Here is a 26,888-nt window from a genome sequence, read left to right as displayed (position 1 = left end):
AGGGAACAGGCTCCAGCGTTGCCAGGGATAAAGGCGCCGCTTGAGCTTGAGGTCGAACTCACCAAAGGACTATAACAATGGCTCTCAGTAAAGAAGTGCCGGAGTTTGACATCGACGATGAGGTTCTCCTGATGGAGACCGGCATCGCTACGGATTCGATGTCGAATGATGAAGGGGATGCACCACCTTCCGTTCGTGCCAAATCCAGACACTCCGCTTCGCTAAAGCAACACAAGTACATCGACTACACCCGGGCACTCGATGCCACGCAGCTGTACCTCAACGAAATCGGCTTTTCCCCATTGCTCTCTCCGGAAGAAGAAGTTCATTTTGCGCGCTTGTCGCAAAGTGGCGACCCGGCCGGGCGCAAGCGCATGATTGAAAGCAACCTGCGGCTGGTGGTGAAAATCGCCCGGCGTTACGTCAATCGTGGGCTGTCGCTGCTGGACCTGATCGAAGAGGGCAACCTCGGCCTGATCCGGGCAGTGGAAAAGTTCGATCCCGAACGCGGCTTCCGCTTTTCGACCTACGCCACCTGGTGGATTCGTCAGACCATCGAGCGCGCGATCATGAATCAGACCCGGACCATCCGGTTGCCGATCCATGTGGTCAAAGAGCTCAACGTGTACCTGCGGGCTGCACGGGAGCTGACTCAAAAGCTCGACCACGAACCCTCACCCGAAGAAATCGCCAACCTGCTGGAGAAACCGGTAGGCGAGGTCAAGCGCATGCTCGGCCTGAACGAGCGGGTTTCTTCGGTCGACGTCTCGCTGGGTCCGGATTCGGATAAAACCCTGCTGGACACCCTTACCGACGACCGCCCAACCGATCCGTGCGAATTGTTACAGGACGACGACCTGTCGCAGAGCATCGATCAATGGCTCTCGGAACTGACCGACAAACAACGCGAGGTGGTCATACGCCGCTTCGGCTTGCGAGGTCACGAGAGCAGCACCCTTGAAGACGTCGGCCTGGAAATCGGCCTGACCCGGGAGCGGGTCAGGCAAATCCAGGTTGAAGGCCTCAAGCGTCTTCGGGAGATTCTTGAGAAAAACGGCCTGTCGAGTGAGTCGCTGTTCCAATAAGCCATTCGCTCAACCGGTAACAAAAAGCCCCGACTGGTTTGACTGGTTCGGGGCTTTTTGCTGTCTGGGATATGAGAGGTGCATTGTTTTTGGCGCCGCCTCAGGTTTGTAGTCTTGTGGTGTAAGTCTTTGCTTACTCTTTCGTAAGTGTTCACTATTTTTACACCCTGGCAGTTGTCTATTCAACGTGTGCTCACGGTTTATCTAGTTGATTTATATGATTATTTTTTTAGGTTAACGACATATTACAGGTGGTTTCAGCCATAAAGGCCGATTGCGCTTGGTGGGGAACACTTTAGTATTTGAACTGTGTCGACGGATAGACACGCCCTTCAAGGAGGAGGGGAATGGATATCGCAGGATGCGATTCATCAGGACGATGAAAAGGAACACAGGGAATAGGGAAGAAATGTGGGCGGGTCAAACCGCCCCTTTTTTTTGCCTGCAGAAAAGCAAAATATCAAAAGATCGCAGCCTGCGGCAGCTCCTACACAAACCACGTACACCCGTGATTTCGCGAACATGAGCAATCTCTGTAGGAGCTGCCGCAGGCTGCGATCTTTTGATCTTTCTTTTGATCTTTGAAAAAGCAAAAAGGCCCGCAAGGGGCCTTTTCGAGAACGCGGGGGGTAATCAGCGTTCGAGGTCTTTGATCTTGCCTTTGACGCCATCCCACTCTTCGGCATCAGGCAGCGATTCTTTCTTCTCGGTGATGTTGGGCCAGATTTCCGCCAGCTCAACGTTCAGCTGAATGAATTCCTGCATATCTTCCGGAACTTCATCTTCGGAGAAGATGGCCACGGCAGGGCATTCTGGCTCGCACAGTGCGCAGTCGATGCACTCATCCGGGTGAATCACCAGGAAGTTCGGGCCTTCGTAAAAGCAGTCCACCGGACAGACTTCTACGCAGTCGGTGTACTTGCACTTGATGCAGTTGTCGGTGACGACGAAGGTCATTTCTAATTTTCTCCTCAGGCGGCGGCAGCGGAGCCCCTTCAGGACGGGGTCGCCAGGTTCGGGAGCGATAGTCTGCAGGCCAGGCTGTTAGCCTGCAGCATCCCAAACCGCGCGAGATTCTAACAGCTTGCAGGCAAGTGCGTTAGATCCGTGTCTTTAATGTATAGAGCATTTCCAAAGCCCTGCGCGGTGTCAGGTCATCCAGGTCGAGCTTGGCCAGTTCATCCAGCACCGGGTGCGGCAGGCTGGCGAACATGTCGCTCTGCTGTGGCGCCACGGTTTTGCCTTTGGCCGGCGCTGGCATTTCATGAGGCAACGCTGTGGATTCAAGCCGGCTCAGGTGTTCACGAGCACGCACGATCACTTCGCTCGGCACACCGGCCAACTGCGCAACCGCCAGGCCATAGCTCTGGCTGGCAGGGCCAGGCAGCACGTGGTGCAGGAACACGATGCGTTCGTTGTGCTCGGTGGCATTGAGGTGCACGTTGGCCACCAGCGGTTGGGCTTCCGGCAGCACCGTCAGCTCGAAATAGTGGGTGGCAAACAGTGTGTAGGCCCGCAGGTGCGCCAGGCGCTCGGCGGCGGCCCAGGCCAGGGACAGGCCGTCGAAGGTGCTGGTACCGCGTCCGACTTCGTCCATCAGCACCAGGCTGCGCTCGGTGGCGTTGTGCAGGATGTTCGCGGTTTCGCTCATTTCGACCATGAAGGTCGAACGCCCGCCGGCCAGGTCATCGCTGGAACCGATTCGGGTGAAGATCCGGTCGACCAAGGACAATTCGCAACTGGCCGCCGGCACGAAGCTGCCGATGTGTGCCAGCAACACGATCAACGCGGTCTGACGCATGTAGGTGGATTTACCGCCCATGTTCGGGCCGGTGATCACCAGCATGCGGGTGTTGTCGTCGAGGCTCAGGTCGTTGGCCACGAACGGCGTGGTGAGTACTTGCTCGACCACCGGGTGACGACCCTGGCTGATGCGCATGCACGGTTCGCTGACGAAGCGCGGGCAGTTCAGGTCCAGGTTCAGTGCGCGCTCGGCGAGGTTGCTCAGCACGTCCAGTTCGGCCAGTGCGGCGGCGGTGTCTTGCAAGGGCGGCAACTGGGCGATCAGGTCTTCGAGCAGCGCTTCGTAGAGCATCTTCTCGCGAGCCAGGGCGCGGCTCTTGGCCGACAGCGCCTTGTCTTCGAACGCTTTCAGTTCCGGGGTGATGAAGCGCTCGGCGCCCTTGAGCGTCTGGCGACGGATATAGTCGGCCGGCGCCGATTCGGCCTGCTTGCTCGGCAGTTCGATGAAGTAGCCGTGAATGCGGTTGTAGCCGACCTTGAGGTTGGCCAGGCCAGTGCGGGCCTTCTCCCGGGCTTCGAGATCGATCAGGAACTGACCGGCGTTCTCGCTCAGCGATTGCAGTTCGTCGAGTTCGCTGTCGTAACCGGTTTTCAACACGCCGCCGTCACGGATGACAGCGGGCGGGTTGTCGATAATGGCCTTTTCCAGCAGCGCCGCCAGTTCCGGGTAGGTGCTGGTGGTCGTCGCCAGTTGCATGATGTGCGGGGCTTCAAGCTCGGCCATCGCCACCTGCAACGCTGGCAGTGCACCGAGAGCATCGCGCAGACGCGCCAGGTCACGAGGACGGGCATTACGCAGGCCGATCCGCGCCAGAATCCGCTCGATGTCACCGATTTCCTTGAGCTGCGGTTGCAGCTTTTCGAAGCGGTAGCCGTCGAGCAGGCAGGCGATCGAGGTCTGGCGTGCCAGCAATACGGTCAAATCCCGCAGCGGACGGTTCAACCAGCGGGTCAGCAGACGGCTGCCCATGGCGGTCTGGCAGCGGTCGACCACCGATTGCAAGGTGTTGTCGCGACCGCCGGCCAGGTTGGTGTCCAGTTCCAGGTTGCGACGGCTCGCGCCGTCCAGCACCACGGTGTCGTCCAGGCGTTCATGACGCAGGCTGCGCAAGTGCGGCAGGGCGGTGCGCTGGGTTTCCTTGGCGTAGCTGAGCAGGCAACCGGCGGCGCCAATCGCCAGGGTCAGGTTCTCGCAGCCGAAACCTTTCAGGTCCTGGGTGGAAAACTGCTGGCAAAGACTTTTCAGCGCCGAGTCGCGCTCGAAATCCCACGGCGCACGGCGACGAACCCCACGACGTTTCTCCGCCGGCAGGTCCTTCGGCCAGTCGTCCGGGATCATCAGCTCTACCGGATTGACCCGCTCCAGCTCCGCCAGCAGGTTTTCCCAGCCTTTGATCTCCAGCACGGTGAAGTTGCCGCTGGTGATGTCCAGCACCGCCAGGCCGAACAGACGCTCGTCACCCAGTACCGCCGCGATCAGGTTGTCCCGGCGTTCATCCAGCAGCGCTTCATCGCTGACCGTGCCGGGCGTGATGATCCGCACCACCTGACGATCCACCGGGCCTTTGCTGGTGGCCGGGTCGCCGACCTGCTCACAAATCACCACCGACTCGCCGAGCTTCACCAGTTTCGCCAGGTAACCTTCCGCGGCATGGTAAGGAATCCCGCACATCGGAATCGCCTGGCCCGCCGATTGCCCACGGGCAGTCAGGGTGATGTCCAGCAACTTGGCGGCCTTCTTCGCGTCTTCATAGAAGATTTCGTAGAAGTCGCCCATGCGATAGAACATCAGCTGGTCAGGGTGCTGGTTCTTCAGGCGCCAGTACTGCTGCATCATCGGCGTGTGGGAGGACAGATCGGAGAGCGCTTTATTCATCGGATATAGGCAAATTCGTTGAAAGGTGTGGGGCAAAGGAGGGGCATTGGCCCGGCTTTTCCGCGATGGGCGCAAGGTTACCATGGGCGGTCCGCCCGACGCAGGCATGAAAGCCTCAAGGCAATTTTTCGTGGGTCTATGCACAATTTATGCAATTTGGCATTTGTCTTCCGAAAAAAGATCAAGCACTATGCGCGTTATGCAAAAACGCAATGTTTCTACCGTCTTAAGAGCGCTGCTCGACCAACACGGGATCTCCCCCACGGAGCTTCACCGTCGCACCGGCGTGCCTCAATCCACTCTCTCGCGGATCCTCAGCGGGAAGATCGTCGATCCTTCGGATAAACATATTTCGAAGATTGCCGAATACTTCTCCGTGAGTACCGATCAGTTGCGGGGCCGCGCGGATGTCGCGCCGGCTGCCAGCGCCGGGCGCGATGAATTGCATTCGGAACTCAAGGACATAAGCCTGTGGGACGACGATACACCCGTCGATGACGACGAGGTGTCGGTCCCCTTTCTTCGCGAGGTTGAATTGGCTGCTGGATCAGGAAGATTCGTCATCGAAGAGAGCGAGCGCTCTAGCCTGCGCTTCGGCAAGCGCAGTTTGCGCCACAACGGTGTGCAGTTCGACCAGGCCAAATGCGTGACCGTGCGTGGCAACAGCATGTTGCCGGTGCTGCGCGATGGCGCCACCGTTGGTGTGAATGCTGGCAAATGCGGGATTGGCGACATCGTCGACGGCGACCTGTACGCCATCAACCACAACGGCCAATTGCGGGTGAAACAGCTTTATCGCCTGCCGACCGGGATTCGCCTGCGCAGCTTCAACCGCGATGAGCATCCGGACGAGGACTACAGCTTCCAGGAAATCCAGGAAGAGCAAATTGTCATCCTCGGTCACGTCTTCTGGTGGGGCATGTACGCCCGCTAACCTCACCGCTGTCAGATAAAACCCGCCCCCCGGCGGGTTTTTTTTCGCCTGCCGTAAACCGCCAACGCCTTTGTCTGCGGGGCTTTCATGCGTTCGTGCATTTTCAATGCATAAATAAATGCATTTATGCATTGACTGTATATGCATACATGCATATTCTTTGTCTCAAGCCGCTCAACAAAGCGGCTCGAAACGAAGCTCTTTAGTTCCACAACAAAGGCAGCGATGAACCGGCCTCAACGGTTCAGAGGGTTGGCAACTGACCCGGGTGTGCAGCGTAAAGCACCAGAAGCAGTTATCCGGCGGGCAGGGACCGCGGTCGGAAAAACAATTTGAATCGATCCGTACCGCGCCAGTAGCGCCGAAAGATCACACAAGTGCATTACTGAAAAGCCTGGGCGACCGGGCTTTTTGGAATGCCTGCTTACCGTCAGGCACATCAAGCCTCGTCTCGGCATCGCCAGAGCAACAGGAAGGATCCGGCAGAAAACAAAAGGCATTGCAGATGTTGAAAGATTGCAGATGTGGATATTGCAAAAGACTGCTTGCCCGAATGGGTGAGTACACCGAGCTCCAGATCAAATGTTCCCGATGCGGGACGCTGAATCATGTGAAGGCCGCGAGCCTCGAGCGATCGCCTATGAGCGACATGAGCGCTGCATCAGCAGTGCAAATAACTCAATTAACTCAATAGGTGAACCATGAACGTTTTCAAGAAGTATGTTGCCCCGCTGTTGCTGTCCGCTGCTCTGCTCGGCGCTGGGGGCAACGCTGTTGCCGCCAATCTTTTGGTCAACGGCAGCTTTGAACAGCCAGGTTGCGGTGGTAGTTGCACACTGGATACCACGGAGCAAGCCAACTTCATCACGGGTTGGACGACGTTTCTGTCCGGTGTCGAGTACTTCAGTACGACCGCCGCGGATGGCGTTGCGATTGTCGACCTGGCCAACTACGTTTATGAAAACGGCGGCGGCATTCAACAGAACTTTGCCACCACGGTCGGCGCCCAGTACCGATTGACCTTCAGCGCGGGTAATTCGCGCTACGCCGGTCGCTCCGGCGACGGTGTCATCCAGGTGAAAGTGGCTGGGCAAACCGTCACCTTCAACACCCCGTCCGCTAACGGTGTAACAGTCGAGTGGAGCACCATCACTTACGACTTCACTGCTACCACGGCTCAAACGACCCTGGCCTTCTCCAACGAACAGAACCCGTACGCCAACTTTGCCTTTATCGACAACGTAATCGTTGAGCCTCTTTAAAACTCCTGCCATCAACAGAACTGGCAGTCGTTTCTCTGCGCTTGAGAGACGGCTGTCGATCACCAAGGCTGCATCCGAAACACACCACCCCATCACTCATCAATCACCCCCAGGAGGCGTGACATGACAAACGAGCAACAAGCGTTGCTGGACATGCCGATCTGGCTGGTCATCGTCCTCGCCCTGGTGGGCGGGGTGTCCGGCGAAATGTGGCGCGCCGACAAGGAAGGCGCCCGTGGCTGGTCGCTGTTGCGGCGTCTGGCGTTGCGGTCCGGGGCCTGCATGATCTGCGGCGTCTCGGCAATCATGCTGCTGTACGCCGCCGGCGTGTCGATCTGGGCCGCCGGTGCCTTTGGTTGCCTCACGGCGATGGCCGGGGCGGACGTGGCCATCGGGCTTTACGAACGCTGGGCCGCCAAGCGGATTGGCGTTTGCGAAGTGCCACCGCGGGATTCTCGTCCCGACCAACAGTAAACCGGCGTCGCTGATCTTCGCGTTGCTACAGGAACAGGAGGCCATGAATGCCCGCCGTCATCGAAAAACCGTCGCAGCTGTTTTCCGCCATTGCCGAGACATTGCGCAGCACCGTTCCCGGCTTGAAGGTCGGGAGTCATCAAGACTTCGACGGCACCGGCGATCAGCCCTGGGTGCTTATCGCCATCGAACGTGATGCGCCAGGCAGCCGTGCCAACGACGGGCGCATTGCTCACGTCTTGACCGTTTCCTTGCAAGCCGTGGTGCCCGGTACAGGGTTGGCGGCTTGCGATCTGGCCAGTGAGTTGAAGAACCTGGTTGTCGATAATCGCTGGGCACTGCCGGGCGAGCAATGCGATCCGCCCATGAACATTGAGGGTGTCCCGTCCACGTTCATCAGCGAAACACGGGAGCACACCGCCTGGACCGTTTCATTTACCCAAACCCTGTACCTCGGCCCGACGCTGCTCGAAGACCCGCTGGGCATCCCGAAATTCGCTCGCACCTGGGAGGTGTCGAACATCGACGACCCGGATCAATACACCGCACTCGAGGGCTGACCCATGTTTGATGCGCTTTTACGTCTGCAGCTGGGCCCGATCATCGAGCGTCTGGCCGAAATGGAAACCGAGATGGAAGACCTGCACCGGCGTGCCGACAGTTTCTGTCGCATCGGTGTGTGCCAGGAGGTCGATGCGGCCAGCAACACCTGCAAGGTCAGCCATGGGGAGCTGCTCACCCCGGCGATCCGGTTTTTCAACCCGAGTGCCGGCGCACAGAGCGAGTCGCGGATCCCCTCCGTGGGCGAGCAGTGTTTGCTGCTGAACCATGGCGGCGGAGAGGGCGGCGGGCAGTCGGTGGCGTTGTTCGGTCTCAATGGCGGTCAGTTCCCGCCCGTCTCGACACAGGCATCGCTGACGCGTCGCCTCTATCAGGACGGCACGGAAAACGGTTACGACGACGCCAGTCATGTTTTGCACTGGAACAACGGCCCGGCGGCGTTCACCGGCTCCCGTGAATCTCTCGAATTGAGCATCGGCCCGGCAAGGTTGGCGATGAGGCCTGAGGCCATCGAATTGCAACTGGGCGCCGTCGGCCTGCGGCTCGATGCTTCCGGTGTGCATCTGAGCGGCCCGTTGGTGGATCACCAGGGTCGCGTCATCAGTACCGCATAAAGAGCTTCCCATGATCGGAATCGATAGAAACACCGGCGCAACGGTCGATGACTGGCTGCAATTTGTGCAGCGTGCCACCCGGGCGTTGACCACGCCTTTGGGCACGCGTCAGAAGCGCCCTTTGTATGGCTGCGCACTCACTGAGTTGCTGGGGAGGAACCTCGGCGATGACCTGCTGATTCTGGCCCAGAGCCATGCGGCCCAAGCGTTCTACAACAAGCACAACGGCATCGACGATTTCGAGCCGCAGGTCATTGTGGCCAGCCGCTACGGTGCCGGGTTGTTGCTGCGCTTCGCCGGCACCTGGAAAAACCGCAATCAGACCTTCGAGGTGGTGGCATGAGCATGTTGATACCTGGCCAGAACCAGTTGGCCGAACCGGCCATCGTCACGGTCGAAGCGTTCGAGGATCTGCTCGCAGAGTTCAAGACCTTCGTCGTCGAGTACGTCGGAGCCCGTGCTCCCGAGAGCGCGGCCAAGCTTGCAGCTAGCCTTGAAAACGAAAGCGAGTTGCTGACCCTGGCCCTTGAGGCGTTTTGTGTGCGGCTGCAAACCCACGAGCGTAAATACAACGCCCGCATCAAACAGATGCTGGCGTGGTGGGCCACCGGGACCAACCTCGATGCGCGCCTTGCGGACATGGGACTTGAACGTCAGCTGCTTGATCCGGGCGACCCGGCGGCATTCCCGCCGATCGATCCGGTTTTTGAGAGCGACGACGACGCCCGGTTGCGTTATTACCTGGCGCCCCATGCCCCGGCTGCCGGCTCACGCATGCAGTATCGGCGCGAGATTTTCACCCTTGGCGAACGGCCTGTCGTGAAGGTGGAAACCACCGCGGCGGGTGTGGTGACGGTCACTTACACCTTCGACCCGGACGGCTATGTCGCGCAGATCAAGGACGGTAATGGACGCCGGACCGCGCCAGGCGAAGTCACGGTCACGGTGCTTTCCCGGGAGGGTGATGGCACGCCATCCCAAGCGCTGCTCGACGGTGTTCGCCAGCATTTCGCCCGGCCTGATGTCCGGCCCGAAACGGATCTGGTCACCGTGCAGGCCGCGCAAATCAAGAACTACAAAATCCGGGTGATTGCGAAGATCAACCCGGGGCCCGATTCAGGGCTCACCAAAGTCGCCGCGCAACAGCAGTTGCAGGCGTATGCCGATGCCTGCCATCGCCTGGAAGGGCGGGTGGATCCGAGCTGGATCGACTACACGCTGCACAGCGCCGGCGCGGTTCAGCTGCAAATCCTTGAGCCGGTAACGCCGATTGTGACGAGCGCTTTTCATGCGCCGTATTGCACGGGCGTCGAGGTCGAGGTGGATACGTTATGAGTGACGATACACCTCGCCCGAGCCTGTTGCCGGCCAACAGCTCACCGCTGGAAAAGGCACTTGATCTCGGTTTCGGCACATTGCTCGATCGCATCGCGCCGCCGTTCCCCGAGCTGATGAATCCGGTTGCAACACCCTTGGCATTTCTGCCGTATCTCGCGGCGGACCGCGGCGTCAGTGAGTGGAGCTCCGAGGCGGCCGAGGCGGAAAAACGCCTGACAGTAGAACTCGCCTGGCCCACCGCACGGCAAGCCGGAACACGAAAGGCGCTGGAAAACGCAGCCAAGGGTTTGCGGCTGACACCGGAGATTCGTGCCTGGTACGAGCAAACGCCGCCCGGGCCGGCTTACAGCTTTTCCGTCAGGGCCTTCACCGAACAGCCCTACAGCGAAGAAATCGACGCCCGTCTCGACCGACGCCTGGCGGATGCCAAAAGCGAACGCGACACCTTGAAGGTTTCCGTCGGCTTGAGCGCATTCGGCACTCACGTCATCGGTGCCGCGACGGTGTGCGGCGAGCTGACCACGGTTTATCCGCTTGTCATCGAAGGGCTTGAAGCCTCGGGCCAGGCCTTTATGGCCGCTGGGCTCTACACCGTTGAAACCTCCACTATTTATCCACAGGGGTCCTAAATGGCCGACTATTACACCCTGCTCACCAATGCGGGGATCGCCTACGAAACCGCCTGCAAGGCAGCGGGCACACCGATCAAGCTGTCGCAGATTTCCGTCGGCGACGGCGGCGGCGCGATTTATAACCCGGCCGCAACCGCCACCGCACTGAAACGCGAAGTGTGGCGCGGGCCGCTAAACGCACTGTTCCAGGATGAGAAAAATCCGAGTTGGTTGCTGGCCGAAGTGACTATCCCGCCTGAAGTAGGCGGCTGGTATGTGCGTGAGGCTGGGCTGTGGACTGATACCGGCATTCTGTATGCCATCGTCAAGTATCCGGAGTCGTTCAAGCCGGTGTTGGCGACTTCGGGGTCGGGGAAAGAGTTCTACATTCGCTCGATTTTCGAGACCAGTAATGCGGCGTTGGTGACGTTGTTGATTGACGACACGGTTGTTAAAGCGACTCGTGCATGGGTGATGAGTTATCTCGCTGAAGAGCTGGGTAAGCTCGATGGTAAACAGTCGGTTCGTGTCGCGGCCACGGGCAATGTGGTGTTGAACGGCGCGCAGCAGATTGATGGTGTGGCGGCGGTAGCGGGTGATCGGGTGTTGCTGGCGTACCAGACGTTGGCGAAAGACAACGGCCTGTGGGTTGTGGGCAATGGTGCCTGGACCCGTGCGAACGATGCCAATACCAGTGCCAAAGTAACGCCGGGCCTGACCGTGATGGTCGAAGAGGGCACCGCCAACGGCGATTCGCTGTGGCACCTGACTACCAACGGGCCGATAACCCTGGGCACGACGGCGCTGACATTTGAGATGTTGGCCGGGCGGACGGGGATTCAGCCGGGGACTTATAAGAGTCTGACCGTGGATAAGTACGGTCGGGCTACCGCTGGTACGAATCCTGAAACGCTGGCCGGGTTTGGCATCAAGGACACGTACACCAAGCCTGAAATCGAGGCGATGATTGCCGAGGCTTCGGCGCTGCCGGTCGGCGCGATGGTGCCGTTTCCTTTGGATAAGGTCCCGCCGGGATTTCTCGAGATTGATGGCAGTGTGAAGAGCATTGCGGTCTATCCGGATCTCGCGGCGTTCCTCGGCACGATATTTAACAAGGGGGATGAGGGGGCTGGTAATTTTCGTTTGCCTGAATCGCGCGGCGAGTTCTTGCGCGGCTGGGACCATGGGCGCGGGGTTGATGCAGGCCGGGCGATTGGCAGCTGGCAGGCTGATGACAACAAGGCTCATTCCCACGCAATTACTCGATCTCCGTTGATCGGCTCCGCTCAGGGCACGGCCGGGGTTGGCATGGTTATCGACAGTACCAACGTCGTACCGACACCGAATTACTCATTCGCCGTTGTTCTCGGCAGCTCCGGTGGCGCCGAGGCTCGCCCGCGCAACTTGGCCGTTATGTGGTGCATCAAGGCTTGGAGCGCGCCGATCAATCAGGGAAATATTGATATTGCGGCGTTAGAGCAGAGAGTCCACGACAACGAGTATGGACGCCTTTTAAACGTCCAGAAGTTCACCGCGAGCGGCGTCTTTATCCCAACCCCCGGAATGAAAAAGGTTCGAGTGCGGATGGTCGGTGGCGGCAGTGGGTCAGCTGGTTCGGCTGCAACTTCGTCAACCCAAACATCGGCATCTGGAGGCGGCGCAGCAGGTAGCTACGCAGAAGCTTTGCTAACAGCTCAAGACATTGGTGCTAGTCAAGTTGTAACCATCGGTGCCGCCGGGGCAGCGGGTGGGGCAGGCACGGCGGGAGGGGCGGGTGGAACAACTTCATTAGGGGGATTGGTTTCCGCTCCAGGTGGTTTGGGAACTAATAATCCGGGCGTTGCCGTCGCAAATACTGCCTTCAACCTGATACCGGGTGGTTTTCCTGGGGCTACCTCTTCCGGCGGCAATATCATAAACAGTGCGGGCCAACCCGGCACTCCGGCAATCCTGGTTAATGCCTCGACGCTGGCTGGTCACGGGGCAAATAGTCCGCTCGGTTCAGGGGGGGCTGGCGCGGGAATAAGCGCAGCGGCTTCTCCTGGGACTGGGTATGGGGCTGGCGCTGGAGGCGTAGCATGCGGTCCTTCCACCGCGGCGAGGGTCGGCGCGACCGGAGGCCCTGGCGTAATGATTCTTGAGGAGTACGCATAATGAAAAGTTACGCGCACATCTATAACGGGCAAGTGATTGAGTTGTTTGAAACTGACGGTGATATCACCCAGATGTTTCACCCCAGCTTGGTTTGGATTGAATGTCCGTCGCAGGTGCAGCAGGGGTGGCTGTTCGATGGTGAGGCGTTCGTGGCGCCTGTCGTTTCACCCGTGTCGCATGCTGAGCTGAAAGTAATGATTGCTGAAGAGCGGTATAGGCGTGAAGGGACGGGCATCGCTGTCGATGGCCTGGCAATCGAAACAACGCGCGACAGCCAGGCACTGATTGCCGGAACCGGACTTTCCGCGATCCTTGATCCGGAGTATCGCTGCAACTTCAAAACGGCCAATGGATTTGTCGAAATTGTTGCGCCGCAGATCATCACGATTGCCATGGCAGTCCGGAAGCACGTCCAGGCTTGTTTCGACCGCGAGCTGATCTTGCTTCGTACCGTTGAATCCGGCACCTACACGAATGAAATGCTCGATGAAGGCTGGCCGGATTCTTCGCTACCCACAACGAACACAGCTGCTCAATAAACGCCCCGCACTCACGGGGCGTTTTTTTATCCGCCAAACATCAAACAACACCCGACAGCCCCTTCCTCAAAAGGGGCTTTTTCGTATCTGGAGAAACCCAAATGGCACAACGCCAAACCTACACCGTGCTCCTCCCATTCCCCACCGGGGGTGGCCACTGGTCGAGCGTCGGCCAAGAGCTCGACCTGCTCGATGTGGAGGCCAGTGCGTTGTGCAGCGCTGGTCGTCTGGAGCTGAAAAAAACCGAGGCTGCAGAGTCGGCCTCTACATCCAACCCGGCCAAAAAGGCCGCTGCCAAGAAGGCTGAATAACCATGGCTGAGGTTTTGAACTTCGAGCACAACGGCATTACCGTCAATGCCACTGAATCTCCCGAGGCCATGGGTGGCCTGGGTGACAACGTCATCGGTCTGGTCGGCACTGCGCCGAAAGCGGATCTGTTGATCCCGCGTAACGCCCCGTTCCGCATCAACAGCTTCACCACCCAGGCACTGCTGGACCCGACCGGCACCGAGTCGGGCACGCTGTTCCACGCGGTGTTCCAGATCCTGAAAGTGGTCAAGGTGCCGGTCTACGTGGTCATCGTCGAAGAGGGCGCCACCCCGGCCGACACCGTGAACAACGTGATCGGCGGTATCGAGCCGTCGACTGGTCGCAAACTGGGTCTGGCCGCACTTGGCGGTGTGCCGGAAGACTTGACCATCATCGGCGCACCGGGTTTCACCGGCACCAAAGCGGTGGCCAGTGAGTTCGCCTCGTTCGGCAAACGCATCAAGGCTCGGGTGGTACTCGACGGCAAGGACGCCTCGGTCGCCGATCAAGTGACTTACAGCCAGGAACTGGGCGGCGCGGATCTCGGTTTCGACCGTTGCCTGGTGGTGCACAACATGCCGGCGGTTTACTCCAAAGCGGCGAAGAAAAACGTGTTCCTGGCGCCATCGAGCCTGGCCATCGCTGCATTGGCCAAGGTCAAACAGTGGGAAAGCCCAGGCAACCAGGTGACCTACGCCGAAGACGTTTCGCGAGTCGTGGAATACAACATTCTCGACACCTCCACCGAGGGCGATCTGCTCAACCGCTACGGCGTCAGCTACTACGCTCGCACGATCCTCGGCGGCTTCTCGCTGCTGGGTAACCGTTCCATCACCGGCAAGTTCATCAGCTACGTCGGCCTTGAAGATGCGATCAGCCGCAAGCTGGTGAAAGCCGGCCAGAAGGCCATGGCCAAGAACCTGACCAAGTCGTTCATGGATCAGGAGGTCAAGCGCATCAACGACTGGCTGCAAACCCTGGTCGCCGACGAAACCATTCCCGGCGGCAGCGTGTACCTGCACCCGGAATTGAACAGCGTCGAGAAGTACAAAAACGGCACCTGGTACGTGGTCATCGACTACGGCCGCTACGCGCCGAACGAACACATGATTTATCAACTCAACGCCCGCGATGAAATCATCGAGCAGTTCCTGGAGGACGTTCTCTAATGTTTACCAACCGCGTAAGACAGGCCATCGCGGCCACCCTGCAAGGCCTGCCGTTGTCGGCGACCGTGGAAGAGTTCACCCCGCCGAAGATCGAATTCGACATGGAACCGATGGCCGGCGGACGCTTCATCGCCGAGGAAATGGCCAAGAGCGGCAAAGTGTTGGGCGCCACCCTCATCCTGCAAGGCGCCGGTCCGGAAATCATGCTCGCCCTGGGTGTGAAACTGGGCGACGACATTCTGCTGAACGTACGTGAAGCCGGCCAGGATCAGGACGGCAATACCTGGTTCACCTACCACACCGTCGGCGGCAAGCTGAAGTCTCTTGGGGAAGCCGCGCTGAAAATGGGCGAAAAACCCAAGACCACCCTCGAGCTGTCCTGCCGCACCTACAACCGTCTGGAAAACGGCATCCCGGTAATCGACATCGACGTGCGCACCCAGAAGTTCGTACTCAACGGCGTCGACATCCTCGGCGACGCCCGCCGCGCTGTGTTGCTGCCGTAACACCAAGGCCAGCCAAGGCGCACAACCTGTGGGAGCGAGCCTGCTCGCGATGAGGGAATCACATTCAACATCATTGTTGACTGCCCTGACGTTATCGCGAGCAGGCTCGCTCCCACAAGGATTGTGGCAGCACCCATTCTTGAATCACCAAGGAATTTCCTACATGTCCTGGATGCCACCCAAACATGAACTGTTGTCGCCGATTACCGGTGATGACGGATCCGAAATCGAGCAGATCCAACTCAAACCGTTGTACTACGCCGCGCAGAAAGAGGCCCTGGCCCGTGCCGGCGATGATGAGGACGATCAGTTTTTCGAACTGGCCAGGCTGGCCACCGGCTTGTCGGTCAAGGAGCTCGATCAGTTCAAACGCCCGGACTACGTGAGCATCGCGCAGTACGTGCATGAGATGTCGACTCGCCCAGCTTCGTACTTTCTTGAGCAGCAAGCGCAGGGCGAACAGTCGGTAGACCCAGACCAGGTGCAACTGCTGCAACCGCTCAATGCAGCGGGCCGCAGCATGACCTCGCTGACCCTGGAAATACCGGTACTGCGCGCCACCAAGGCGATGAAAAAACTCAAGACGGCCAAAGAACGCGCCGAGTTCATCACCGCCCATTGCACCGGGCTGATGCTTCCCGATCTGGACCTGCTGACCGTGCCCGACTGGACACAGCTTCAGGTGCGCATCGACGATTTTTTAAACAAACCGGCGGACTTCTTTCGGAGCGCGACATCGAAGTAATCCTCGATGTGGTGCCGCTCATTTACTCGGTAAGTGAGGCGGAAATTCTGGAGTGGGACGCCGGCAAGGCATTGCGCCGCTACGACATCGCGATCACTCGCCTTGGCGTGAAACAGGAGTAGAGCGGGATGGCGGACGATAGATATTCGCTCAAATTCGCAGCCCTCGACGACAGTGGGTTGGCGTTCGGTAATACCAGCCTGACCACGGCAGTCACCAGCGTTGTGTCAGCACAAGGTACGGGCGCGTCCGCCAGGGATCAGATGCCCGGCCTCGGTCTGGCGCTGAAAGACGTCGGGCTCAAGCTCGGTCTGCTGACAACGGCTATTGAGTCGTTGACCTTGAAACTTTCGTCGCAACGTTTGTTATCCCAGGCAACGGGAGGCGGCGCCAAGAGTGAGCCGGCCAGCGAGCAAAAGAGTGCGGGCAAGTCGGGTGGCGGTATCGAGCCGCCTGACCTGCTTAAACCCGCGATAGCGATGGATTCGGCCAGGGCCGATCTGAAGCGGGACGCCCAATTTACCCCGCGCCAGAGCGAAGAGATGGCGCAGTCAACCCAGCACATCGCCATCGCTCCACTGGTGGCGGCCGGGGGGACCAGGGCGGTTGATTTGGTGAGGATTGAAAGTCTGGCTGCCAAGGCAGGAATCGCTAGCGATCTGCCCAATGCTTCGGACCGACAGTTTGAGCTGCTGCGCTTTGCCAGTGATGCTGGCGTCGCCGCGTCGGCGTTCAAAATGCCGGCCATGGATGTCGCCGAGATGATAGTCGGCTGGCGCACCTCCATGAAGCTCAACGGTGCTCAAGCCTTTGACCTGGCGGATGCAACCAACCATCTGGGCAAGATACCCGGTGGTGCAAAAGCGGCTGACATCGGTGCCGTCTTGCAGCGTGAGGGTGCTGCTGCTACGGCGGCGGGCCTGTCCCCTGCGCAAGCCGCAGCGTTGACGGCGGCACTGCTGAAAACCGGTACGCAAAAGGCTGATGCCGGCGAAGCGCTAAAAAGCATCACCACTGTGATGGGCAAGGGTGATCAGGCCTCGGCAACCGAGCAAGCGGCCTGGAAGCAGCTGGGTCTGGAGCCGAAGGCGGTGGCGAGCGGCTTGCGTGACAAGGACGCGGCGCCTGGCACGGTGATGTCGGTGCTTGCGGCCTTAAACGCGCAACCTGCCGAGAAACGCTCGACGCTTGCCTCCACGCTATTTGGCAATGGTGATGAGGCGGCGCTGCGCATGGCGCAAAACCTTGCCGATGTGAATGGCGCTTTCTGGCAGGTAAGAGACAAAGCCCAGTACGCCACATCGGAGTTGGGTGACAAAGGCTCGGTGAGGCAAGACGCACTCGCGCAGTCGAAAACCCAGCAAGGCCAGTTGAACATCTTGAGCGCGCGCAATGATCGTCTGTCGGTGGCCACGGGTAATGCTCTGGCGCCGGTGACGGAAATCTCGCTCCACTCCCTTGGTTCGCTGGTTGATGGCTTGAGTGAATTGGTTGAAACCTCACCTAAAGCCACCGCTGCAGTTGTACTGGTTGCAGCGGCGATCAAACCGCTGATGGGGACGTTGTTCAAGGCTGTAGCGGATCCTGCGAACGCTGCGAAAGCTGAGGCCGGGGCGAGTGCCAGCGGTGCCCTGACAGGCATGAGCGCTTCATTGGGCTCGGTTACCCGTTTTATACCTGGAGCATTCGCGTTAAGTGCCGCCCCCCAGGTGGTTGAAGGCGCGATGAACGGCGATGCCCGGATGGCGGGCGCTGGCCTGGGAGCCGCTGGCGGCGGTTGGGCGGGGGCTTCGGCAGGTGTTGCCATGGGCGCCACCGTGGGTAGCTTTTTCGGCCCTGTCTTAGGCACTGCCATTGGCGGGGCGGTCGGCGCGGTCATCGGCGGACTGGCGGGAAGCTGGATGGGGAGAGAATCGGGTTCCTGGCTGGGTGACAAACTCGCCGCGCCCGCCGACAAGCTCGCCGCTCCAGATCAGGTCAGCAAAGACCTGACCAACACCCAGGCAGCCAGTCAGCAAAACGCACTGACCGCGAACATTTATATCAATGGTCAGGATCAAGCCAGCGCCACTCAACTGGCAAACCTGGTGGTGCAGCACATTTCCGGGCAATTTGGACTGATGACAACGACCAACCAACTCGCCGTGCGACGTGACACGGCCCTGACTGACGGGGTGGCTTGATGAGGCAGCAAATGGCACTCGGCACGTTCATTTTCGGCTTGTCGCGCAACTTCGCCTACAGCGGTCTGGTGCGCAAATCGGACGGTGGCTGGGTGAAGGTGGATATTCTGACCAGCAAGCCCAAGTCCAGCCAGACCGGTCAAGGCCTGCAAAGCCTGACGATAACCGGCAAGGCGATGTACGCGGTGGCGATGGACCGGCTCGATGAATTGCGCGCCTTGCAAGCAATGAGAGTACCGCTGCCGTTGGTCGATGGCATTGGCCGTAACTGGGGTTTATGGCGGATCAACGATGTGACGGAAACCCAAAGCGACGTGATTGATGACGGCACGGCGATGTTGATCAGTTGGTCGATTACATTGGAGGAATTCGTAAATGCGTAAGGTACGAACGGTGGCCGGTGATTCGGTGAATCTGTTGCTCTACCGAGAGCTTGAACGTTGTGACGATTTGGCCGAAGAGGCGCTGTGGCGTCTCAACCCGACGCTGGCCGAGCAAGGTCCGGTACTGCCCGCCGGCATCTGGGTGGTGCTGCCGGAACTTGAATCCAGACCCGTAGCGACCACACCGGTAACAGCGTGGGATTGAGGAGGTTACATGGCACTGGGGTTCACGCCTGCGGTAGAAATTTACGGGGCCAACGCGGCCCTGATCAATCAGCGTCTGATCAGTTGGGAGCACATCGATGCCGCCGGTATCGAGTCCGATCAACTGACTCTGCTACTCGATCTGGAAGGCCTTGAAGGGCTGCCGAGCCTGGGCGGGAAAGTCGGCTTGCGCGTGGGTTATCTGGAGTCCGGGCTGGTGGATAAAGGCCAGTTTCTGGTGACCCGACGCACGCCGACGCTGTTCCCGTTTCGTGTGTCACTGGTGGCTACCGCCGCACCGTTCAGTGCGGCGGACGAGAGCGGATTTCAGCAGCGTCGTTCGGCCAGTCATGGCCCGACTACCCTCGGTGCTTTGTTTCGCGAGCTGACGGCCAGGCACGGCTTTTCGCCGAGAGTGGACCCGGCATTGGCGCTGAAAAAGGTCGAACACATCGACCAGTCGAATGAAACCGACATGGGCTTCATCACACGTTTGGCGGCCAAGTACGGCGCCATCGCCAAACCGGTCAATGAGCTGTATGTGCTGGCTCGGCCAGGCCAGGTCAAATCGTTGTCGGGCAAAGTTTTGCCGGACGTGAAACTGTCGGTCACCCGCAACAATCGCCCCGGCGATCATGGGTTTATCACCGCCACCCTCGATGACTCCGCCCGGGGCAAAAGCCAGGGCTGCAAGATCAGTTGGTGGGATGCCGCAGCCGGTTTGCTGCAGGTGGTTGAAACCGGGCTCGCGCCGTTCAAGACCGTGCGCCAGAGCTGCCAAAGCGCGGAAGAAGCGCAGGCGGTCGGCGAAGGTGAAGTGCGCAAAATGGGCCGTGAAAAGCTCAAGGTGAAAATCAGCTGTCCGGGCAATCCTGACTTCTCGGCTGAAGGGCTGGTAGTGCTGGACGACACGTGGCCGGACTTTATGCGTGGGCGCTGGTCGATCGACAAAGTCACCGCCAGCGGCGATCGCACCAACAGCTATCGCTGCATGATCGAGGCGACTTGCCTCGATCCAGGCGCTGACACCGTCGCCTGATCCAAACCTGTAGCCAACGCGCAGAGCCCTGTGAGAGCGAGCCTGCTCGCGAAGATGGCCGCTCATTCAACATCGATGGCGCCAGACCCGCCGCTATCGCGAGCAGGCTCGCTCCCACACGTTCCTGCGGCACCTTTCATTCGAGTCTGGAGCACCTCCATGAAGATCACCCCGATCCTCACGCAGTTGCGTGAGCAATGCCCAACCCTGGCCAATCGCGTGGCCGCTGGCATCGATCTCGCCACGCTGCAAGCCAACACCCCGCTGCAAACACCTTGCGCCTATGTGGTGCCGATTGCCGATCTGGCGAGCAAGAGCGTGGCGCAAAACCTGATGCTGCAACCGATCCGTGACCGCTTCGAAGTGACCCTGGTGCTCGACACCACGGACGCCACAAACGCGCTGGATCTACTGCATGACTTACGCGCCGAACTGTGGCGCGCGCTGGTGGGTTTCAAGCCTGGCAGCGACTACGGCGCCATCGCCTACGACGGCGGCGAACTGGTTTCCATCAACAACAGCCGCGTGCTGTATCGCCTGCGCTTTTTTGCCGAATTCCAGCTCGGCCGCAATCTGCCGGGTCAACCGGCAGAAAGCTGGCACGAGCGTGAACTGGACGGCTTGTCGTCCTTTACCGGGGTCACCGTGCGGGTCGATGCGATCGACCCGGCGGACCCCAATCTGCAACGCCCAGGCCCCGACGGGCGCCTGGAACTGACTTTCTCTGGAGACGTAACCCCATGAGCAAACGCATCACCGTGCTGCCGGCCCCGGGCCGTGCCGTGCCGGACCCGGAAGCGGGCGATCTGTTGCCCCTCGAGGGCCGTGAAGTGCCGGACAACGCCTGGTGGCGTCGACGTTTGGCCGATGGCGATATCACTACCAAAGCCGTGAAAGCGGCGAAACCACAGGGAGCCAAATAATGGCGATCGGATTCAGCAACATCCCCGCGGACATTCGTGTTCCGTTGTTCTATGCCGAAATGGACAACTCGGCTGCCAATAGCGCGTCGTCGGCCATGCGCCGCCTGATCGTCGCTCAGGTCAACGACAACATTGCGCCGGCCGACACCGGCAAACTGGTGCTGGTGTCCAGCGTGGCGCTGGCCAAAAGCATTGGCGGCCAGGGCTCGATGCTCGCCTCGATGTACGAAACCTGGCGCAAGACCGACCCGATCGGCGAGATCTGGTGCCTGCCGTTGCACAACACTGAGGGCAGCATTGCCAAAGGCGTGCTGACCCTGACCGGCGCGGCGACTCAAAGCGGCGTGCTCAACCTGTACGTCGGTGGCGTTCGTGTTCAGGCGGCCATCGTCAACGGCGCCACCGCGGCGCAAGCGGCCACGGCCCTGGCACTGAAAATCAACGCCAGCGCCGATCTGCCTGTCACTGCTGCGGCAGTCGAAGGTGTGGTCACCCTGAGCGCCAAATGGACTGGCGACAGCGGCAACGACATCAGCCTGCAATTCAATCGCCTGGGCAAGAGCAACGGCGAAGAAACCCCGGCGGGCCTGACCTCGGCCATCACCGCCATGACCGGCGGCGCCGGTGTGCCGGATCAAGTGGCCGCCGTGGCGGCGCTGGGCGATGAACCGTTCGAGTTCATCTGCATGCCGTGGTCGGATCTGTCGACCCTCAACACCTGGCAAGCCGTCATGGATGACAGCACCGGTCGGTGGTCCTGGGCCAAGCAATTGTTCGGTCACGTCTACAGCGCCAAGCGCGGCACCATCGGTACTCTGGTGGCGGCAGGGCAAGCGCGTAACGACCAGCACATGACCATCCAGGCGCTGGAACCGGGCGTCCCGCAGCCGTTCTGGGTGCAGGCCGCCGCACTGGCCGCGCGCACTTCGGTGTTTATCTCGGCCGACGCCAGCCGTCCGACCCAAAGCGGCAGCCTGCCAGGTCTTGACCCGGCACCGGCGAGTGAGCGGTTCACCCTGACCGAGCGTCAGTCGCTGCTCAACTACGGTATCGCCACCGCGTACTACGAAGGCGGCTACGTGCGCATTCAGCGTTCGATCACCACCTATCAGAAGAACGCCTACGGCCAGGCAGACAACTCCTACCTGGACAGCGAAACCATGCACCAGTCGGCGTTCATCGTGCGTCGCCTGCAAAGCGTGATCACCAGCAAATACGGTCGCCACAAACTGGCCTCCGACGGCACCCGTTTCGGTGCCGGCCAGCCCATCGTCACCCCAAGCACCCTTCGCGGTGAGCTGATCGCCCAGTACGCCAAGCTCGAACTGGAAGGCCACGTGGAAAACGCCGAGCTGTTCGCCGAGCACCTGATCGTCGAGCGCGATGTTCAGGACCCGAGCCGGGTCAACGTGATGTTCCCGCCGGATTACATCAACGGCCTGCGCGTGTTCGCGCTGCTCAACCAGTTCCGTCTGCAGTACGACGCCGCCGCCTGATCGCTGCGCTTGACTGTGTGAATTCAGCCCACCCCGCGTGGGCTTTTTATTTGAAGGGAGAAACACCATGGGTCAACTGATTGCGGGCACCTGCTACGTCAAAGTGGACGGCGCTCAACTGACCATCAACGGTGGCTGCGAAGCGCCATTGATGGCCGTTAAACGGGAAACCGTCGTGCCGGGTTTCTACAAGGAAACCGACATCGCGCCGTCGTTCAAAGTGACGGCGCTGCACACCGCGGACTTCCCGCTCAAGCAACTGATCGCAGGCTCTGACATGACCGTCACCTGCGAATTCAGCAACGGCAAAGTCTACGTGCTGGCCGGCGCCTACCTGGTGGAAGAGCCGGTATCCAAAGGCGATGACGCCACCATCGAACTGAAATTCGAAGGCATCAAGGGGACCTGGCAATGAGCAACGCCGTGAAGCTTCAAGTTGCGATCGAAGCCCACGGCGAGCCCTTGACCGAACTCAACCTGCGCCGCCCGACGGTGCAGGAAGTGCGGGCGATCAAGGCTCTGCCGTACAAGATCGACAAGAGCGAAGAGGTCAGCCTCGACATGGACGTCGCGGCCAAATACATCGCCGTGTGCGCCGGCATCCCGCCGTCGTCGGTCAACCAGCTGGACCTGGCTGACCTCAACGCGCTGAGTTGGGCCGTCGCGAGTTTTTTCATGAGTGCGGCGTCGGCGCCATCACCGACCTGATCGCAGTCGCCTATGACCTGGCCTGGTTCTGGAAGGTTGACCCCGAACAGATGATGGCCAGGCCACTGGATGTGCTCCGCGAATCGCTGGAGCACGCGCAACGGATCAATGCGATGCAGCAGGTGCAGTGATGGCAGACACACAAACGAAAGAGAAAACCTCGGTGCTGCTCACGGGCATCGACGAACTGTCACCCAAACTCGGCGCCCTGCGGGCAAAAGTCGAAAGCTTCAAGAAAAACCTGGAGCAGACCGGCCTCGGCAAACTGGACATCAGCGGTCTGTTCAAGGGCGGCAGCGTGATCACGCCGTTCGTGGACGGGATCAAGGCGTCTGCCGCGTTCCAGGGCAAATTGGCCGAGGTCAGTGAGACGGCCAAAACGGTTGACATGCCCGCTGCGCCGAAAACCGCCGCGCAGAACCTGAATGTGTTCAGCGCGTCGATGGAAAAAGTCTCCGCCGCCGTGGACGCCGCGCTGTTGCCGGCGGTCGGAGCGGTAGTGGTCGGTCTTGAGCCGTTGCTGACCGGTGTCGGCAGTCTGCTCAACGACAACCCGAAACTGGTCGAAGGCCTGGCGGCAGGGGCCATTGCGTTCTCGGCGATGCAAACCGCCGTGACCGGCGCCACTCAGGTGTTCGATCTGATGAGCATGGTGCTCAAGACCAATCCGATCATGCTGATTGCCATGGGCATTGCCCTGGCGGCCGGTTTGATCATTGCCAACTGGGAACCGATTTCGACGTTCTTCGCCGGGCTCTGGCAAAAGGTTGTCAGTTACTGGGCGCCGATCAGCGGCGTTTTCTCGGCCATTTTTGATCAAGTCAAAGCAGTCGTGAGTGCGGGATTCGATTTCCTCAAGGCGTGGTTTGCCTGGACGCCTTACGGAATGATCCTGAACAACTGGGGGGCCATTGTCGGTTTGTTTGCGGCCATCTGGGATCTGCTCATGGCACTGACCGTGCCGGTGAAGGAGAAACTGCGCAGCCTGTTCGACTGGGTCCCGCTGGACGCCATTGCCGCGGCTTGGGGTCAGGTGCCTGCCGTGTTCTCGGGGTACTGGGAGTCAATCAAGCTTGGGGCGCAGGCGTTCTTTTCCTACCTCAGCGGCCTGTTCACTTGGTCGCCCTTGGACGCACTGAGCGAAACATGGGCATCTGTGGTTCAGTTTTTCAGTGAAAAAGCGGAACAGCTCCGGGCCATTCTGGCGCCGATCCAGGAGATGCTGGGCGGCAGCGTTGGTGGTTTTATTGCCAAAATTACCGGCAAGGTCGAAGACTTCACCGAGGTGCAAAAGAAAACCAATGCCGATGGCAAGGGTGAGTTTGCGCCGGCGGCGGCGTTCATTAATGCCGCTACCGAGCAACCCTCAAACGCGTTGGCGACTCCCGGCAGTTTGCCGCTCAAGTCGTCGATGCAACCCGGTTCTCTGACCCAAAACTCCAACACCCTGATCCAGCAAAGCGCCGCCAACAACCGCACGCAACTCGAAGGCGGCCTGACCGTGCGCTTCGAAAACGCGCCAGCCGGGCTGCGCACCGATCAACCGCAAACCAATCAACCGGGGCTGGCGCTAAGTTCGCGCATCGGCTATCGCTCGTTGTCTATGGGAGGTTCCAATGAACTGGCGTGACCGTTTGTTGCCGGCGTCCTTTCGCGGTGTCGGTTTCTGGGTCGATCAGGCGAAAACCCCGGTCGGTAAAAAGGGCCAGTTGCACGAGTACCCGCAGCGGGACCTGCCGTTTTTCGAGGGCCTTGGCCAGCAGGCGAAGACCCACGATCTGACGGCGTTCATCGTCGGCTCCGATTGCCTGGAGCAGCGCGACAAGCTGCTCAAGGCGCTGGAGGCAGGCAGCGGCGAACTGGTGCACCCTTGGCTGGGGCGGCTACAAGTCAAGGTTGGCGAATGCGACATGACCCACACCCGCCAGGACGGCGGGCTGGTGACCTTTGCGCTGAAGTTTTACCCCGATGAACCGCTGCCGTTTCCGACGGCCACGGTCAGCACGCAGAAGGTGCTGCTGGCCAAGGCCGACACCTTGCTGGGCTCGGCGGTGGCGCGGTTCGAACAGGCCATGACCCTGATCAAGGCCGCGCGAATCGGCATCGCCAATCTGCGCAACAGCCTGACCGGGGTGTATGACGTCATCAAGGAACAGCTCAAACCGTTGATCGAGCAGTACCGGCAGATCACCGAGCTGGTCAAGGCAGTCAAGGAATTGCCCAAGGAAGTGGCGGCGGAATTCAAGGGATTGCTCGGCGATATCAAATCGCTCAAGGACTTCGCGAAGGAGGGCTATCGTGGCGTGATTGCCGACGTGTCCCAACAGCTCGAAGCCATCCGCAAGGCCGATGCGCCGAAGCTCACCACCGGCAAGGACACCACGGCAGCGGCTCAAGCCATGGCCGATCTGGTGCAGGACACGTTGCTGGTCAAAGTGGCGCAATGGGTCGCCTCGATGCCAGTGGCGTCGAGGCCGGTGAAACTGGTCTCGCAGCCGTCGCTGGATCATCAGACGCTGCAGCCGGTCACCCGTCAGGAAGTGCCGGTCACCGACGATTTGCAGTTGTTGCAAAAGGAGTTGAACGAAGCGCTCCAACTGGCATTGAACAAGGCCAATCCCTCGCACTACCAGGCCATCAATGATGTGAAGCAGGCGTTGAATGCGCACCTCAAGGCGGTGGCGTCATCCGGCGTGCGGCTGGTCAGTAAATCCTTTCAGGAGAGCTTGCCTGCCGTCGTCGTGGCCTATCGGCAATTTGCCGATGCCACGCGGGTCACTGAAGTGACTCAGCGCAACGGTGTTGCCCATCCGTTGTTCCTGCCGCCGAACGATGTGAAAGTCTCCGGGGAGTGAGCCATGAACGACATGGATAACCGGGTCACCCTGACCGTCGGCGGCCTGGAATACGGCGGCTGGAAAAGCGTGGAAATCACTGCGGATCTGGAGCGTCAGTTCCGCACCTTTAAACTCAATATCACCTGGCAATGGCCGGGGCAGACCGTGGACAAGCGGATCCAGCCCGGTGACGCCTGTGAAGTGCGCATCGGCCAGGATCTGGTGCTGACCGGGTATGTGTTCAAGGCCCCGATCAGTTATGACGGGCGGCAGATCAGCCTGAACATCGAAGGCAGTTCTTGTACTCAGGACCTGGTGGATTGCGCCGCGACCAACCGCCCGAACCAATGGCATGAGCAATCGCTGTTGAGCATCGTCGAAGCGCTGGCGATCACCTACAAGGTCTTTGTGGTCAGTGAAATTCCCGAGACCGCCCGGCTCAGCAGTCACACCATCGTGCCGGGGGAAACGGTGTTTCAATCCATCGACCGCTTGCTGACATTGTTCCGGGTGTTTTCTACCGATGATGCCCAGGGCCGGCTGGTGCTGGCCAAGCCTGGCAGTGGTGGCCGGGCCAGCGATGCACTGGAGTTGGGGAAAAATATTCTCTCGGCCAACGCGCCGATGGATTACAGCCAGGTGTTCTCCGAATACCGGGTCATCGGCCAGCACAAGGGCACGGACAAGAAGAGCGGGGCAGCGGTCAGCGAGGTTGAATCGGTGTCCGCCGACCTGAGCTACAAGCGTCGGCGGGTCACGGTGATCAACGAAGGCATGCAGATCAATCCCGATCTCGCCTTGCAACGGGCCAACTGGGAAAGCGCCACCCGCGTGGGCAAGGCCAAAACCACCACCTATCAGGTGCAGGGCTGGCGGCAATCCAATGGCGATCTTTGGCGTCATAACACGCAGGTCAGGGTCAAGGACCCGGTGCTGGGGTTCGATGACGACATGCTGATCTCCAAAGTGACGTATTCGCTATCGGCACAAGGCTCGGTCACCACCCTGCAAGTCGCACCGCCGCATACCTTCGACGCCAATCCAGAGCCTCCCAAAAAGGCCTGAGCCCGACACCTGAACCTGTGGGAGCGAGCCTGCTCGCGATGGCAGCTTCATATCCAACATCGAGCTGA

31 protein-coding genes are annotated in these 26,888 nt (G+C 59.9%); 29 read left to right on the top strand and 2 right to left on the bottom strand.

The genetic code is table 11. The features are described from left to right. The first annotated feature begins 77 nt into the window (after positions 1 to 77). The gene (rpoS, locus tag QMK51_RS22790) at positions 78 to 1,085 is read left to right on the top strand and encodes an RNA polymerase sigma factor RpoS (RefSeq protein WP_105340288.1); all 1,008 of its coding nucleotides are present in this window, start codon (positions 78 to 80) and stop codon (positions 1,083 to 1,085) included. Between the two features lie 633 nt (positions 1,086 to 1,718). On the opposite strand, the gene fdxA is transcribed toward rpoS, so the two are convergent. After that, on the bottom strand, positions 1,719 to 2,042 hold the full coding sequence (fdxA, locus tag QMK51_RS22785; protein ID WP_003222178.1) for a ferredoxin FdxA: 324 nt from the start codon (positions 2,040 to 2,042) through the stop codon (positions 1,719 to 1,721). A 142-nt stretch (positions 2,043 to 2,184) separates the two neighbouring features. After that, a complete protein-coding gene (mutS, locus tag QMK51_RS22780; RefSeq protein WP_320392020.1) occupies positions 2,185 to 4,764 on the bottom strand; it encodes a DNA mismatch repair protein MutS in 2,580 nt (859 codons plus the stop codon). A gap of 199 nt (positions 4,765 to 4,963) precedes the next feature. On the opposite strand from mutS, the gene QMK51_RS22775 reads away from it, so the two are divergent. From QMK51_RS22775 to QMK51_RS22640, 28 genes are all read left to right on the top strand, one after another. Beyond that, on the top strand, positions 4,964 to 5,698 hold the full coding sequence (locus QMK51_RS22775) for an XRE family transcriptional regulator (protein WP_258700787.1): 735 nt from the start codon (positions 4,964 to 4,966) through the stop codon (positions 5,696 to 5,698). 505 nt (positions 5,699 to 6,203) lie between these two features. Then, positions 6,204 to 6,392 carry a Com family DNA-binding transcriptional regulator gene (locus QMK51_RS22770; RefSeq protein WP_320394553.1) on the top strand — a complete coding sequence of 63 codons (189 nt, stop codon included), beginning with the start codon at positions 6,204 to 6,206 and terminating at the stop codon, positions 6,390 to 6,392. Between the two features lie 7 nt (positions 6,393 to 6,399). After that, complete coding sequence (locus QMK51_RS22765) at positions 6,400 to 6,960, top strand: DUF642 domain-containing protein (RefSeq protein WP_320392018.1); 561 nt, start codon at positions 6,400 to 6,402, stop codon at positions 6,958 to 6,960. A 123-nt stretch (positions 6,961 to 7,083) separates the two neighbouring features. Beyond that, positions 7,084 to 7,434 (top strand): phage holin family protein, encoded by a 351-nt coding sequence (locus QMK51_RS22760; RefSeq protein ID WP_008010200.1) that lies wholly within the window; start codon positions 7,084 to 7,086, stop codon positions 7,432 to 7,434. A gap of 47 nt (positions 7,435 to 7,481) precedes the next feature. Beyond that, on the top strand, positions 7,482 to 7,994 hold the full coding sequence (locus QMK51_RS22755; RefSeq protein ID WP_320392016.1) for a hypothetical protein: 513 nt from the start codon (positions 7,482 to 7,484) through the stop codon (positions 7,992 to 7,994). Positions 7,995 to 7,997: 3 nt separating this feature from the next. Then, a complete protein-coding gene (locus QMK51_RS22750) occupies positions 7,998 to 8,609 on the top strand; it encodes a phage baseplate assembly protein V (RefSeq protein ID WP_320392014.1) in 612 nt (203 codons plus the stop codon). A 10-nt stretch (positions 8,610 to 8,619) separates the two neighbouring features. Beyond that, entirely contained in the window at positions 8,620 to 8,952 is a 333-nt protein-coding gene (locus QMK51_RS22745) for a phage baseplate protein (RefSeq protein WP_258697338.1), read from the top strand. Beyond that, positions 8,949 to 9,944 (top strand): baseplate J/gp47 family protein, encoded by a 996-nt coding sequence (locus QMK51_RS22740; protein ID WP_320392012.1) that lies wholly within the window; start codon positions 8,949 to 8,951, stop codon positions 9,942 to 9,944. Before QMK51_RS22745 ends, QMK51_RS22740 begins: the two co-directional genes overlap by 4 nt. Continuing rightward, entirely contained in the window at positions 9,941 to 10,576 is a 636-nt protein-coding gene (locus tag QMK51_RS22735) for a phage tail protein I (RefSeq protein WP_320392010.1), read from the top strand. The genes QMK51_RS22740 and QMK51_RS22735 overlap by 4 nt, the downstream gene beginning before the upstream one ends. After that, positions 10,577 to 12,712, top strand: a complete 2,136-nt coding sequence (locus tag QMK51_RS22730) for a phage tail protein (protein WP_320392008.1) — start codon at positions 10,577 to 10,579, stop codon at positions 12,710 to 12,712. Then, a complete protein-coding gene (locus QMK51_RS22725) occupies positions 12,712 to 13,251 on the top strand; it encodes a DUF4376 domain-containing protein (protein ID WP_320392006.1) in 540 nt (179 codons plus the stop codon). Before QMK51_RS22730 ends, QMK51_RS22725 begins: the two co-directional genes overlap by 1 nt. Positions 13,252 to 13,352: 101 nt before the next feature. Continuing rightward, complete coding sequence (locus QMK51_RS22720; RefSeq protein ID WP_258697333.1) at positions 13,353 to 13,562, top strand: hypothetical protein; 210 nt, start codon at positions 13,353 to 13,355, stop codon at positions 13,560 to 13,562. Positions 13,563 to 13,564: 2 nt separating this feature from the next. After that, on the top strand, positions 13,565 to 14,731 hold the full coding sequence (locus tag QMK51_RS22715; protein WP_258697332.1) for a phage tail protein: 1,167 nt from the start codon (positions 13,565 to 13,567) through the stop codon (positions 14,729 to 14,731). Continuing rightward, complete coding sequence (locus QMK51_RS22710) at positions 14,731 to 15,237, top strand: phage major tail tube protein (RefSeq protein ID WP_253419256.1); 507 nt, start codon at positions 14,731 to 14,733, stop codon at positions 15,235 to 15,237. The genes QMK51_RS22715 and QMK51_RS22710 overlap by 1 nt, the downstream gene beginning before the upstream one ends. Before the next feature lie 163 nt (positions 15,238 to 15,400). Next, complete coding sequence (locus QMK51_RS22705) at positions 15,401 to 15,982, top strand: phage tail assembly protein (RefSeq protein WP_258697331.1); 582 nt, start codon at positions 15,401 to 15,403, stop codon at positions 15,980 to 15,982. Positions 15,983 to 16,110: 128 nt separating this feature from the next. Continuing rightward, positions 16,111 to 18,165, top strand: coding sequence for a phage tail tape measure protein (locus QMK51_RS22700; protein ID WP_320392000.1), 2,055 nt, complete (start codon positions 16,111 to 16,113; stop codon positions 18,163 to 18,165). Next, on the top strand, positions 18,165 to 18,548 hold the full coding sequence (locus tag QMK51_RS22695) for a phage tail protein (RefSeq protein WP_258697329.1): 384 nt from the start codon (positions 18,165 to 18,167) through the stop codon (positions 18,546 to 18,548). Before QMK51_RS22700 ends, QMK51_RS22695 begins: the two co-directional genes overlap by 1 nt. Continuing rightward, positions 18,541 to 18,753, top strand: a complete 213-nt coding sequence (locus QMK51_RS22690) for a tail protein X (RefSeq protein WP_320391998.1) — start codon at positions 18,541 to 18,543, stop codon at positions 18,751 to 18,753. Before QMK51_RS22695 ends, QMK51_RS22690 begins: the two co-directional genes overlap by 8 nt. A gap of 9 nt (positions 18,754 to 18,762) precedes the next feature. After that, the gene (locus tag QMK51_RS22685) at positions 18,763 to 19,791 is read left to right on the top strand and encodes a phage late control D family protein (protein ID WP_320391996.1); all 1,029 of its coding nucleotides are present in this window, start codon (positions 18,763 to 18,765) and stop codon (positions 19,789 to 19,791) included. A 159-nt stretch (positions 19,792 to 19,950) separates the two neighbouring features. Further along, entirely contained in the window at positions 19,951 to 20,535 is a 585-nt protein-coding gene (locus tag QMK51_RS22680; RefSeq protein ID WP_320391995.1) for a hypothetical protein, read from the top strand. After that, a complete protein-coding gene (locus QMK51_RS22675) occupies positions 20,532 to 20,714 on the top strand; it encodes a DUF2635 domain-containing protein (RefSeq protein WP_003198311.1) in 183 nt (60 codons plus the stop codon). Before QMK51_RS22680 ends, QMK51_RS22675 begins: the two co-directional genes overlap by 4 nt. Beyond that, positions 20,714 to 22,210 (top strand): phage tail sheath subtilisin-like domain-containing protein, encoded by a 1,497-nt coding sequence (locus QMK51_RS22670; RefSeq protein WP_320391993.1) that lies wholly within the window; start codon positions 20,714 to 20,716, stop codon positions 22,208 to 22,210. The genes QMK51_RS22675 and QMK51_RS22670 overlap by 1 nt, the downstream gene beginning before the upstream one ends. A gap of 67 nt (positions 22,211 to 22,277) precedes the next feature. Next, a complete protein-coding gene (locus QMK51_RS22665; RefSeq protein WP_018926973.1) occupies positions 22,278 to 22,625 on the top strand; it encodes a phage tail tube protein in 348 nt (115 codons plus the stop codon). Then, positions 22,622 to 22,918 (top strand): phage tail assembly protein, encoded by a 297-nt coding sequence (locus QMK51_RS22660; protein ID WP_007907223.1) that lies wholly within the window; start codon positions 22,622 to 22,624, stop codon positions 22,916 to 22,918. Before QMK51_RS22665 ends, QMK51_RS22660 begins: the two co-directional genes overlap by 4 nt. Then, the gene (locus tag QMK51_RS22655; protein ID WP_105340307.1) at positions 22,864 to 23,049 is read left to right on the top strand and encodes a hypothetical protein; all 186 of its coding nucleotides are present in this window, start codon (positions 22,864 to 22,866) and stop codon (positions 23,047 to 23,049) included. The genes QMK51_RS22660 and QMK51_RS22655 overlap by 55 nt, the downstream gene beginning before the upstream one ends. Further along, on the top strand, positions 23,049 to 24,548 hold the full coding sequence (locus tag QMK51_RS22650) for a phage tail protein (RefSeq protein ID WP_320391991.1): 1,500 nt from the start codon (positions 23,049 to 23,051) through the stop codon (positions 24,546 to 24,548). Before QMK51_RS22655 ends, QMK51_RS22650 begins: the two co-directional genes overlap by 1 nt. After that, complete coding sequence (locus QMK51_RS22645; protein WP_320391989.1) at positions 24,535 to 25,773, top strand: DNA circularization N-terminal domain-containing protein; 1,239 nt, start codon at positions 24,535 to 24,537, stop codon at positions 25,771 to 25,773. The genes QMK51_RS22650 and QMK51_RS22645 overlap by 14 nt, the downstream gene beginning before the upstream one ends. A 3-nt stretch (positions 25,774 to 25,776) precedes the next feature. Next, positions 25,777 to 26,820, top strand: a complete 1,044-nt coding sequence (locus QMK51_RS22640; protein WP_320391987.1) for a phage baseplate assembly protein — start codon at positions 25,777 to 25,779, stop codon at positions 26,818 to 26,820. Positions 26,821 to 26,888: the final 68 nt, after the last annotated feature.

Origin of the sequence: Pseudomonas sp. P9_31 (assembly GCF_034008235.1) — a bacterium.
In the GTDB taxonomy this organism is placed as follows: domain Bacteria; phylum Pseudomonadota; class Gammaproteobacteria; order Pseudomonadales; family Pseudomonadaceae; genus Aquipseudomonas.
Note: the sequence above shows the minus strand (reverse complement) of the source record. Positions and strands in the feature narration are given on the sequence as shown.